The following is a 12,500-nucleotide window of genomic DNA, read 5'->3' on the forward strand; positions in this document are numbered from 1 at the left end:
TCGACGTACTGCCTGCCGCCCTTGCTCCCGGCCGGAGTTCACGCGGCCGGCGCTCGCTCCACCCATCCGGCCGAGGGGACGCGGATGACCGCCGTCGCGGAGCCGGGCGTGCGGACTCGAGGGGGATCTGTCGATCTCTAGCTCCGACGCTAGATCGGGATAGACCCGGCGAGATCCCCCAGTCGGCGCCGCCGCGCCGCTAGCGTCGCCGCCGTGATCAAGTTCCTCCTCAAGGTCGTCGTCTTCGCGGCGGCGTTCTACGTGCTGACCTACTTCGACGTGCTTCCGGGGCTGCAGGTCCTGACCGACCCGGGTGGCCCGCTGGGGGAGTACGGCAGCTACCTGTGGATCGGGCTGATCTTCGGCGTGGTCAACGCCGTCGTCGGCCCGGTGCTGCGACTGCTGTCGCTGCCGTTCCTGCTCCTCACCCTGGGCCTGTTCCTGCTGGTCATCAACGCGGCGCTGTTCGCGCTCACCGCGGCCCTCACCGAGCGCCTCAGCATCGACGGGTTCGGCACCGCCGTGCTCGGTGGCCTCATCTTCGCCGTCGTCGGCTGGGTGGCCGACCAGCTGCTCGACCACTGAAGAAGGCCCCGGTCCGCCCCGCCGTGACGAGGATCTCGGGGAGCACTAGCGTGGCCTGGCATGGTGAGTGACACCGGTGTTCTCCCCGGCGCCCCCGCAGGCGACCGGGACGGCGGTTCCGCGGGCGGCTCCCTCACCGGACTCGCCGCCCTCGAGGCCGGCCGGGACGAGAAGGCGCAGCTGCTGCGGAGGGCGGCTCAGGCGGCCGTGGCCGACGCCGAGCGCGGGCCGGCCGTGCTGCCCCAGGGGTGCAGCGCCGAGGAGCTGCCGGCATTCTTCCGCCGCTACTACTGGAGCGAGCCCGCCGAGGAAGTGCTCGCCACCGACCCGGCGGACCTGGCCGCGCTCGCCCTCGGGCACCTCTCCCTCGCGGCGGTGCGCCTGCCCGGTTCGGCGGTCGTCGACGTCCAGGCCGTGCCGCGGGAGCACGCGGCCGCCCGGACGGTGATCCGGCTGGTCACCGACGACATGCCGTACCTGGTCGACTCGGTCACCGCCGAGGTGGTGCGGCAGGGGTTCCGGCTGGAGCACGTCGTCCACCCGCTGCTCGTCGTCCGCCGCGACCTGCGCGGGAGGATCACCGCACTGTGCGACAGCCTGGACGCCGCTGCCTGCGGCGACGGTGCCGCCGCCGAGTCCTGGATGGCCGTCGTGCTCGACGGTCCGCTCGACGCGGAGGCGGCCGGCGACCTGGTGACCGGGCTGCGCACCGTCCTCGACGACGTGCGCGCGGTCCACGAGGACGGCGACCGGATGCGCGCGCGCATGGTCGACCTGGCCGCCGAGCTCGATGACCTCGCCGCCGGAGACGGGGATCGGTCCGGGCCGGCCGACGACCCGGCAGACGACCCGGCCGAGGCCGCGGCCCTGCTGCGCTGGCTGGCCGACGGCAACTTCGTCCTCCTCGGCGGCCGCGACGTCGAGATCACCGAGGATCCGGATGGGGCCGTCGCCCGGCCGGTACCCGGGACGGGACTCGGGGTGCTCCGCAGCGACACCGACGTGGCCCGCTCGGCGACCGCCCCACCCGAGGCGCCCGGGGTCACCGGGCGCCACCGGCTGACCGTCACGAAGGCCGACACCCGCTCGTCGGTGCACCGGCGGGCGTGGCTGGACCTGGTCGCCGTCACCCTGCCGCACAGCCACGGCGTGACCCGGCGGCGCCGGTTCGTCGGGCTCTTCCCGTCCACCGCGTACGGGACCAGCGTGCTCGACGTGCCGCTCGTGCGCCGCCGCGTCGGCGAGGTGATCCGCCGCTCCGGTGTCCCCGCCGACAGCCACACCGGCAAGCAGCTGCTCGACGTCCTGGAGACCTATCCCCGCGACGAGCTGATGCAGGTCGGGGCGGACCGGTTGCTGCCGGTGGCGATGGCCGTGCTGCACATGCAGGAGCGGCGGCAGACCCGGCTGTTCCTGCGGCAGGACCCGACCGGTCGCTTCTGGTCGGCGCTGGTCTACCTGCCGCGCGACCGGTACACGACCGTGGTACGGCTGGCGATGCAGCAGCTGCTGCTCGAGCGGCTGGGCGGCTCCGGCGTCGAGTTCACGGCGCGTTCCACCGAATCGGTGCTGGCCCGGCTGCACTTCGTCGTCCGGCTGCCGGTGCGCCGCACGGGCGCGGGTGACACGCCACCTGCCGACGTCGACGTCGAGGGGTTGCAGGCCGAGCTGGCGGCCGCCGCCCGCAGCTGGACCGACGACCTGTCCGACGCCCTGGCCGCGCGGTACGGGCCGGACGCCGAGAAGGTCTTCGCCCGCGTCGCCGACGCCTTCCCGGCCGCGTACCAGGAGGACTTCCCCGCCGCCCGGGCCGTGGAGGACCTGGCCCGCCTGGAGACGCTGCCCCACGGCGACCTGGGGCTGCGGTTGTGGACGCCGGCCGGTGCCGCCCCCGGGGAGCGGCGGCTGTCGGTGTACCGGGTCGGTGAGCGGCTGCTGCTGTCGCAGATCCTGCCCGTGCTGCAGCACATGGGCGTCGACGTCGTCGACGAGCGGCCGTACGAGATCGACCGGATCGGTGCGCCGCCCACCTGGATCTACGACTTCGGCGTCGCCGTGCCCCCGGTCGATCTGCCGTTGCTCCGGTCCCTGCCGGAGCGGTTCACCGAGGCGGTCAGCGCGGTGTGGCGCGGCCAGGCCGAGGACGACGGCCTCGGCGCGCTGGTTCTGCTGGCCGGGCTCAACTGGCGGCAGGTCAGCGTCCTGCGCGCCTACGTGCAGTGGCTGCGCCAGGCGGGGCTGCCGTTCAGCCAGGCCTACGTCGAGGCCACGCTGGCCGCGCACCCCGGCGTGGTGACCCGGATGGTGGCGCTGTTCGAGACCCGGTTCTCCCCCGGCCGCGTGCGGGGGCGGGAGGCCCGGCAGGCCGAGCTGGTCGAGGCCCTGCGTACCTCCATCGGGGAGGTCGCCTCCCTCGATGCCGACCGGGTGCTCAGCTCGCTGCTGGCCGCGATCACCGCCACCCAGCGGACCACGTACTACGCCGGTGGCCCCCTGGCGCTCAAGCTCGACCCGGCCGAGGTGCCCGACCTGCCCGAACCCCGGCCGGCGCACGAGGTGTGGGTGAGCTCGCCGCGGGTGATGGGTGTGCACCTGCGCTTCGGCAAGGTGGCCCGCGGCGGACTGCGCTGGTCCGACCGTCGCGAGGACCTGCGCACCGAGGTGCTGGGCCTGGTCAAGGCGCAGATGGTGAAGAACACCGTCATCGTGCCGACCGGCGCCAAGGGCGGGTTCGTGGTCAAGAACCCGCCGTCAGGACCTGACGGTGGTGCAGCCTCCCGCGAGGAGGTGCTCGCCGAGGGGCAGGCCTGCTACCAGCTGTTCATCGGCGCGCTGCTGTCGCTCACCGACAACCTCCTGGACGGCGCGGTCGTCCCGCCGGAGAAGGTCGTCCGGCACGACGGCGACGACAGCTACCTGGTCGTCGCCGCCGACAAGGGGACGGCGACCTTCTCCGACCTGGCCAACTCGGTGGCGCTCGAGCGCGGGTACTGGCTGGGCGACGCGTTCGCCTCCGGCGGCTCGGTGGGCTACGACCACAAGGCGATGGGCATCACCGCCCGCGGCGCCTGGGAGTCGGTGACCCGCCACTTCCGCGAGCTCCACCTCGACGTCCAGCGCGATGACTTCACCGTCGTCGGCGTCGGCGACATGTCCGGCGACGTGTTCGGCAACGGCATGCTGCTGTCGGAGCACATCCGGCTCGTGGCCGCCTTCGACCACCGGCACGTCTTCGTCGACCCCACGCCCGATGCGGCGACGTCCTTCGCCGAGCGCCGCCGGCTGTTCGACCTGCCGCGCTCCTCCTGGGACGACTACGACCGCGCGCTGATCAGCCAGGGCGGCGGGATCTGGCCGCGCACCGCCAAGTCGATCCCGGTGTCGGAGCAGATGCGCGTGGCCCTCGGCCTGCCCGGGGACGTGTCCGCGCTGACCCCGGTCGAGCTGATCCGGGCGGTGCTGCTCGCACCGGTCGACCTGCTGTTCAACGGCGGCATCGGCACCTACGTGAAGGCGGCGACCGAGAGCCACCTGGAGGTGGGGGACAAGGCCAACGACGCCGTCCGGGTGGACGGCGGCCGGTTGCGGGTCCGGATCGTCGGTGAGGGCGGCAACCTCGGCCTGACCCAGCGCGGCCGGGTGGAGTACGCGCTCACCGGCGGCCGGGTGAACAGCGACGCGATCGACAACTCCGCCGGCGTGGACACCTCCGACCACGAGGTCAACATCAAGATCGCGCTCAACCGCGTCGTCGACGAGGGCCGCATCGACGCCGGGGACCGGGCGGCGCTGCTGGGGGAGATGGGCGACGACGTCGCCGCCGCCGTCCTCACCGACAACCACGCGCAGAACGCCACCCTGGCCGCGGAGACGTCGTCGGCGCGCAGCCTGCTGGACTCCCACGAGCGGTTCATCCGGACGCTGGAGCGGTCCGGCCGGCTCAACCGCGCGGTCGAGGCGCTTCCCGACGACCGCGGACTGGCCGAGCGGCGCCGCGACGGGCAGGCCCTGACCAGCCCGGAGCTCTCCGTGCTGCTCGCCTACGCCAAGCTGCAGACCGGGGACGCGGTGCTGGCCTCCCCGCTGCCCGACGACCCGGCGCTCGAGGAACTCCTGGCCGAGTACTTCCCGGCTCCGCTGCGGGAGCGGTTCCCGGCCGCCGTGGCCGGCCATCCGCTGCGCCGGGAGATCATCGGGACCGCGCTGACCAACCGGGCGGTCAACGTGGCGGGGGTGACCGGGCTGTTCCGGCTGGTCGAGGAGACCGGGGTGCCGCTCCCCACGGTGGTGCGCGCGCACGCCGTCGCCCGCTCGGTGTTCGGCGTCGACCGGATGTGGGACGCCGTCCGGCCGCTGGACAACCGGGTGGCGGCCGCGGCGCAGGTCCAGGTGCGCACCGAGGCGACGCGGCTGGCCGAGCGGGCCACCCGCTGGCTGCTCCGCCAGCCCGACCTCACCGCCGAGGTCCCGCTCCCGCTGGCGGAGGTGACGAACCGGTTCGCCGCGTCGGTGGGCGAGGTGCAGGCCGGTCTGCCCGGCTGGCTCCTGGGCAGCGAGGCGGAGGGGTACGCGGCGCGGGCGGCGCGGCTGGAGGAGGCCGGTCTCCCTCCGGAGCTGGCCGCGCAGGTGGCGGCCGCGCCGCTGCTGCCGGCGGCGCTCGACCTCGCCGTCGTCGCCGAGCGCACCGGGGCGCCCGTGGCGCTGGTCGGGCAGGTCATGCAGCGGCTGGCCGAGCGGCTGGGGCTGGTGGCCCTGCGCGAGCTGGTGACCGCCCTGCCGCGCGACCGCCGGTGGCCGTCGATGGCGCGGGCCTCGCTGCGCGACGACCTGGCCATGGAGCAGTCCTCCCTCACCGAGGACGTGCTGAGCCTGCGCACGCCCGAGCCGGAGGCGCCCGGCGACCTCGTGGCCCGGTGGGAGGTGGGCTGGGATGCCGCGCAGCGCCGGGCCGCGGCGCAGCTGGCAGACATCACGGCGGGGGACCGGCAGGAGCTCGCCGAGCTGCTCGTCGCCGTCCGCACCCTGCGCGGGCTGCGCAAGCGCCGCCAGGCCCGCCGGCTGCCCCGGCCCGGGGAGAAGTAGCGCGCGGCTCGCCGGCTCGGCGCGTCTCCCGCACCGATTGGGACGACGTCGTGGTCATCAGGCCGTGATCGCCACCAGTTCGTCGCGCTCGGCACGGGACGGCGGGCGCGCCGGACGTCAACGGACGGTCATGGTTCGGCACGGGCCTGGCGGGCACGTCCGCAGAACGCCCCTGCTCCCTACGCGAGGATCTCCCGTGCCGCTGCGCCCGCTCTCCCGAACCGACGGTTACCTGCCGATCGAGGACCACGGTCTGATCGGCGACGGGGTCACCTGCGCGCTGGTGGCCCGCGACGGCAGCATCCCCTGGCTGTGCCTGCCGAACTTCGACAGCCGGCCCTTCCTCGCCGGCATCCTCGACGCCGACCGTGGCGGCAGTCTGGACGTCACCCCCGTGGGGCTGCGCGAGTCGGCCCAGCGCTACCTGCCCGACACCGGGATCCTGGTGACCGAGCTGCAGGGCCCCGACGGCCGGCTCGAGCTGACCGACTGCCTCACCCTGCGCAAGGGCGCCGATCTCTCCGAACCGGTGCCGCCGGGCCGCGGGGAGCTGCTGCGGCTGGCGCGCGCGGTCGGCGGCGCGGTGGAGGTCGACGTCCGGCTGGTGCCCATGGACGGCGTCCTCGTGCGCCCGGAGCTCGGTGCCTGGCGGATCCAGTGGGCCGCCGAGCCCGGTCTGGAGATCCTCTTCTCCTGCTCCCACCCGGTGACCGTCGCCGGCGACGGCGCCATCCGCGGCCGGGTGCGGCTCGAGGACGGCGAGCGGCTGACCGTGGCCCTGCAGTGGTCCGGCCAGACCCACACGCGGATCGGCACCGAGCCCGAGGTGCTCATCGACCAGACCGCGGCCGCGTGGCGGGAGTGGGCCGGGCGCCTGCAGTACAGCGGCCCGCAGAGCGACCTGGTCCGCCGGTCGGCGCTCACCCTCAAGCTGCTCGACCACGTCCCGACCGGGGCGATCATGGCGGCGGCGACGTCGTCCCTGCCGGAGGAGATCGGCGGCAGCCGCAACTGGGACTACCGGTTCACCTGGGTGCGGGACGCCGCCTTCTCCAGCTACGCGCTGCGGCGGATCGGGATGCAGGACGAGTCCAACGCCTTCCTGGCCTGGACGCTGCGCAACGTCGAGCGGGACGACCGCGCGAGCATCTGCTACACGCTCGACGGGAAGCGCCCTGGGATGGAGTGGACCGATCTGGCGCTGTCCGGGTACCGCGGCTCCGGGCCGGTCCGGTGGGGCAACGGCGCGGCCCGCCAGATCCAGAACGACGTCTACGGCGAGCTGCTGGACGTCGCCTACCAGTGGGTGCGCAGCGGAGGGGTGCTCGAGCCGCCGCTGTGGCGGGCGCTGCAGGAGCTCACCGAGGAGGCCATCAGGCAGTGGCGGACCCCGGACAACGGCATCTGGGAGATCCGCGACGCCGGCCGCCCGTTCACCTACTCGGTCGGGATGTGCCACGTCGCCGTCGACCGGGCGATCCGGATCGGGGAACTCTGCGGGCTGCCGTTCCCGGAGGAGCGGTGGCGACGGGAGGCGGAGCTCATCCGCAGCACGCTGCTGGAGCGGTCCTGGGACCCGGAGCGCGGCACGTTCACCGAGCACCTCACGCCGCCGGGCGAGACCGGCCACGGCGGGCTGGACGGCTCGCTGCTCACCCTGCCGCTGCGCCGGCTGATCGCCGCCGACGACCCGCGGATGGTGGCGACCACCGAGGCGGTGCGCCGGCACCTCGACGCCGGGGACGGCCTGCTCTACCGGTACCTGCACACCGAGTCCCCCGACGGGCTGGCCGGCGGGGAGGGCGCCTTCCTGCTCTGCAGCTTCTGGCTGGTCGACAACCTCACCGGTCAGGGCCGGCTGGACGAGGCGGTGGAGCTGTACGACTCGCTGTGCGGGCGGGCCACCGAGCTCGGCCTGCTCGCCGAGGAGATCGACCCGTCGACCGGGGCGTTCCTGGGCAACTTCCCGCAGGCGTTCAGCCACGTGGGCGTGATCACCAGCGGCTGGAGCCTCGGCCGGGCACTCGCCGGCCGGGAGGGGAACGCCCGATGAACCGGTCCTTCCTGATCCTCGGCGGCACCGGCGACCTCACCGGCCGGCTGCTCCTGCCCGGCCTGGCCGAGCTCGTCGACGCCGGCGTCCTGGACGAGCCGGTCGCCGTCCTCGCGGTGAGCCAGGAGGACTGGTCCGACGACCAGTACCGGGAGTGGGCCCGCGCGCGGCTCACCGAGCACGCCGGGCACGTGCCGGAGAAGTCGCGGGACCGGCTGGTGGGGTGGCTGGGGTACCGGCACGGCGACGTCACCATCCCCGCCGACCTCCGGGCCGGCCTGGACCGGGCGGGCGGCGTGCCGGTGGTCTACCTGGCGCTGCCGAACACGGTCTTCCTGCCCACCCTGGAGGCGCTGGCCGAGGTGGGGCTGCCCGAGGGCGCCGTCGTCGCCGTCGAGAAGCCGTTCGGCCGGAACCTGGCCGACGCCCGGAAGCTCAACGAGGTCCTGCACCGGCTGGTGCCCGAGGAGTCGGTCTTCCGGACCGACCACTTCCTGGCGATGCAGACGGTGCTCAACATCCTCGGTCTGCGGTTCGCCAACCGGATGTTCGAGCCGGTGTGGAACGCCCAGCACGTCGAGCGGGTGGACATCGTGTTCGACGAGACGCTCGGGCTGGAGGGCCGCGCCGGCTACTACGACACCGCCGGCGCGCTGCGGGACATGCTGCAGAACCACCTGCTGCAGATGCTGGCCGTGGTGGCGATGGAGCCGCCGGCCGCGCTGGACGCCCGCAGCCTGGCCGCGCGCAAGGCCGACGTCCTGCGCGCCGTCCGCCCGCCGAGCGACATGCGACGCGACACGGTGCGCGCCCGCTACACGGCGGGGACCGTCGGGGGCCGGGAACTGCCCGACTACACGGCCGAGGCCGGCGTCGAGCCCGACCGCGGCACCGAGACCTACGCCGAGTACACCGTGGAGATCGACAACTGGCGGTGGGCGGGGGTGCCCTTCCGGCTGCGCTCGGGCAAGGCGCTGGGTGCCGACCGGCACGAGATCGTGCTGCGGTTCAAGCCGGTGCCGCACCTGGCGTTCGACCGGGGCAGCCAGGACGGCGGCGGCCCCGAGCCGGACCTGCTGCGGCTGCGTCTGCTTCCGGACGGGATCAGCCTGGAGGTCAACCTCAACGGCGCCGGGGACCCGTTCGACCTGGAGCGCCGGTCGCTGGAGGTGGACCTCCCGCCCACCCGGCTGTCGGCCTACGGCCTGCTGCTGAACGAGCTGCTCGCCGGGGAGGCGGCGCTGTCGATCAGCGACGTCGAGGCGGAGGAGTCCTGGCGCATCGTGGAACCGATCCTCGCCGCCTGGGCGGCCGACGAGGTGCCGCTGCTGGAGTACCCCGCCGGCTCCGACGGCCCGGCGACCGGCTGAGGGTCTGCTGGGGCGCCCTCGGCCGCGAGTGCGACGAACTGGTGGCGATCAGCCCGCGATGGCCACCACGTCGTCGCACTCGGCTTCTCCCGGCCCACCGGCTACACCGGCAATGACCATGTCTGCGACCTTCTAGCGTACGAGCTAGAGAGCCCTAGAGCCGGTCAGAGGGCAGGGCGACGGCGGCCGAAGCCGGTGGCCTGCTCGAAGGCGTGCCCGATCTCGAGCACCCGCCGGTCGGCGCGCGGCGGCCCGATGACCTGCAGGCCCACCGGCAGCCCGCCGGGGGTGAACCCACCGGGCACCGACAGCGCCGGGCAGCCGGTCGCCGAGACCACGGTGCAGGAGCGCATCCACTCCAGGTAGTTGTCCTGCTGGATGCCGGCGATCTCGGTCGGGTACTCGATCTCCACCGGGAAGGGCAGCACCTGCGTCGTCGGGGCCAGCAGCACGTCGTAGCGGTCGAAGAAGGCGACGATCCGCTCGTACAGCGCCGTGTGCAGCTGCTCCGCGCGGGCGAGGTCGGAGCCCCTGAGCTTCGCGCCCAGCTCGGCGTTCCAGCGGATCGACTCCTTGACCTTCTCCGGATGGCGGCGGGCCAGGTCGCTGAACGACGCGTCGAACAGCCACGCCCGCAGCGTCCCGAACACCTCGTCGGCGCCGGACAGGTCGGGGCAGTCGTCCTCGACGGTGGCGCCGAGGTCCTCGAACACCGGGACCGAGGCGGCGAGCACGGAGACGATCGCCGGGTCCACGGTGACACGGCCGCCGAGGTCGGGCGCCCACGCGACCCGCAGGCCGTCGAGCCGTTCGGGCAGGGGGGCGGCGAACCCGGCCGGGTCGTCGTCCAGCGCGATCGGCACCCGGCCGTCCGGGCCGGCGAGGACGGAGAGCTGCAGCGCGACGTCGGCGACCGTCCGCCCCATCGGACCCTGCACCGACAGCTGCGACCAGCCCATCGGCGCCGGCCAGGTCGGCACCCGGCCCGGCGTCGGCCGCAGCCCCACGACGTTGCAGAAGGCGGCCGGGTTGCGCAGCGACCCGCCCATGTCGCTGCCGTCGGCCAGCGGCACGAAGCCGGCGGCCAGCGCGGCCGCGCCCCCGCCGGACGAGCCACCCGCCGACAACCCGTGCCGGTAGGGGTTGTGGGTGGCGCCGAACAGGGTGTTGAACGTGTGCGAGCCGGCCGCGAACTCGGGCACGTTGGTCTTTCCCACCCGGATCGCCCCGGCCGCCGCCATGCGTGCCACCACCAGCTCGTCGCGCAGCGGCACCGTGTCGGCGTGCAGCGGCGAGCCCCACGTCGTCCGCATGCCGCCGGTGGCGTGGGTGTCCTTGTGCGCCACCGGTAGGCCGTGCAGCGGGCGCAGCGGCTCCCCGGCGGCCTGGGCGGCGTCCGCCGCGTCGGCGGCCGCCCGCGCGCCCTCGGCGTCGAGGGTCACGACGGCGTTCACCTGCGGGTCCAGCCGCTCGATACGGGCCAGGTGCGCGTCGAGCAGCTCCCGCGCCGACACCTGGCGGTCGCGCACCAGGGCGGCCAGCTCGGTCGCCGGGCGGGTGCAGAGATCGTCGTCGGCGGTCATCCCGGCAGCGTGCCAGACGACCGGGTGCGCGCGGCCGCGGCATCCGGGGAACGATGGGCGGCGATGACCGACGAACGAGCCACCGGACATGCGACCTTCGAGGGCCTCGGACTGCGTCCGGAGCTACTGCAGGCCCTGACCACCCTCGGCTACGAGGAGCCCACGCCGATCCAGCAGGAGGCGATCCCGCCGCTGGCCGAGGGGCGCGACCTGCTGGGCCAGGCCGCCACCGGCACCGGCAAGACGGCGGCCTTCTCGCTGCCGGTGCTGCAGCGGATGACCGCGCACCGCACCGAGCGGCCGCCGGTGGCGCTGGTGCTCGTGCCCACCCGCGAGCTCGCCGTCCAGGTGTCGGAGGCGCTGCACCGCTACGGCCGCGACCTGGGCGCCCGGGTGCTCCCCGTCTACGGCGGTGCCCCGATCGTGCGGCAGCTGCGCTCGCTGGAGTCGGGGGTCGACGTCGTCGTCGCCACACCTGGCCGGGCGCTGGACCTGCTCAACCGGGGCGCGCTGCACCTGGGCGAGATCGCCACCGTGGTGCTGGACGAGGCCGACGAGATGCTCGACATGGGCTTCGCCGAGGACCTCGAGGCGATCCTCGACGAGACCCCCGAGCAGCGGCAGACCGTGCTGTTCTCCGCCACGATGCCCCGCAGGCTCGACGCCCTGGCCCGCCGGCACCTCGCCGACCCGGTCCGCATCACGATCGCCCGGGAGACCGCGCAGCCGGGGGAGGCCCCGCGCATCCGGCAGACCGCCTACGTCGTGCCCCGGAGCGCCAAGCCGGCCGCGCTGGGCCGCATCCTCGACGTCGAGGCGCCGACCGCGGCGATCGTCTTCTGCCGCACCCGCGAGGAGGTCGACTCGCTGACCGAGACGCTCAACGGCCGCGGCTACCGGGCCGAGGCGCTGCACGGCGGGATGAGCCAGGAGCAGCGCGACCGCGTGATGGGCCGGCTGCGCGGCGGGACGGCGGACCTGCTGGTGGCCACCGACGTCGCCGCGCGCGGGCTGGACATCGAGCAGCTCACCCACGTCGTGAACTACGACGTCCCGTCCGCTCCGGAGTCCTACGTGCACCGGATCGGCCGGGTCGGCCGCGCCGGGCGGGAGGGCGTGGCGATCACGCTGGCCGAGCCGCGCGAGCACCGGATGCTCAAAACGATCGAGCGGGTCGCCGGCGCGCCGATCACCGTGGAGAAGGTGCCCACGGTCGCCGACCTGCGGGCCCGCCGGCTCGACCTCACCCGGGGTGCGCTCCGGGAAAGCCTCCTCACCGACGACCTCGACCGCTTCCGGGTGGTCGTCGAGACGCTCACCGACGAGTTCGACCTCGTGGAGGTCGCGCTGGCGGCGGTGAAGCTGGCGCACGAGGCGGCGGGGCCGGTCGACGACGACGAGGAGATCCCGCAGGTCTCCTTCCGCCCCGAGCGGGACGGCGGCCGGGCGCCGGCCGGCCGGGGCGGCGACCGCAGGCCGCCGGCTCGGGCGCGATCCGCGGGCGGCGCCGCCACCCGCCTGTTCGTCGGGGTGGGACGGGACGCCGGGATCCGGCCGGGGGACCTGGTCGGCGCCATCACCGGCGAGACCGGCCTGACCGGCCGGGACGTCGGGTCGATCGAGATCCACCAGCGGTTCGCGCTGGTCGAGGTGCCCGAGTCGGCGGCCGACGAGGTCGTGCAGGCGCTGCGCGCCACCATGATCAAGGGCCGCAAGGCCCAGATCCGGCGCGACCGCGCCTGATCGGGCCCCAGGCATAGGAAGCTATGCAGATGGATGTGCCGCCGATTCCGTAGGCAAAGCTTCCTATGCCTGCGTGGGCCGGTC

6 protein-coding genes are annotated in these 12,500 nt (G+C 74.4%); 5 read left to right on the forward strand and 1 reads right to left on the reverse strand.

The features are described from left to right. The first annotated feature begins 213 nt into the window (after window positions 1–213). The 4 genes from QOZ86_RS01925 (at window position 214) to QOZ86_RS01940 (ending at window position 9,090) form a co-directional block, all read left to right on the forward strand. Window positions 214–585, forward strand: a complete 372-nt coding sequence (locus tag QOZ86_RS01925; RefSeq protein ID WP_284490251.1) for a phage holin family protein — start codon at window positions 214–216, stop codon at window positions 583–585. A 60-nt stretch (window positions 586–645) separates the two neighbouring features. After that, complete coding sequence (locus QOZ86_RS01930; protein WP_284490252.1) at window positions 646–5,667, forward strand: NAD-glutamate dehydrogenase; 5,022 nt, start codon at window positions 646–648, stop codon at window positions 5,665–5,667. Window positions 5,668–5,863: 196 nt separating this feature from the next. Further along, window positions 5,864–7,720, forward strand: a complete 1,857-nt coding sequence (locus QOZ86_RS01935) for a glycoside hydrolase family 15 protein (protein WP_284490253.1) — start codon at window positions 5,864–5,866, stop codon at window positions 7,718–7,720. Further along, window positions 7,717–9,090, forward strand: coding sequence for a glucose-6-phosphate dehydrogenase (locus QOZ86_RS01940; RefSeq protein ID WP_284490254.1), 1,374 nt, complete (start codon window positions 7,717–7,719; stop codon window positions 9,088–9,090). Before QOZ86_RS01935 ends, QOZ86_RS01940 begins: the two co-directional genes overlap by 4 nt. A 164-nt stretch (window positions 9,091–9,254) precedes the next feature. Here QOZ86_RS01940 and QOZ86_RS01945 read toward each other — a convergent pair whose 3' ends face one another. After that, window positions 9,255–10,673 (reverse strand): amidase, encoded by a 1,419-nt coding sequence (locus QOZ86_RS01945; protein ID WP_284490255.1) that lies wholly within the window; start codon window positions 10,671–10,673, stop codon window positions 9,255–9,257. 63 nt (window positions 10,674–10,736) lie between these two features. Between QOZ86_RS01945 and QOZ86_RS01950 the strand changes: the two genes are divergently transcribed. Then, window positions 10,737–12,416, forward strand: a complete 1,680-nt coding sequence (locus QOZ86_RS01950) for a DEAD/DEAH box helicase (RefSeq protein ID WP_284490256.1) — start codon at window positions 10,737–10,739, stop codon at window positions 12,414–12,416. The last annotated feature ends 84 nt before the right edge of the window (window positions 12,417–12,500 follow it).

Origin of the sequence: Blastococcus capsensis (assembly GCF_030165005.1) — a bacterium.
Lineage (GTDB): Bacteria > Actinomycetota > Actinomycetes > Mycobacteriales > Geodermatophilaceae > Blastococcus > Blastococcus capsensis.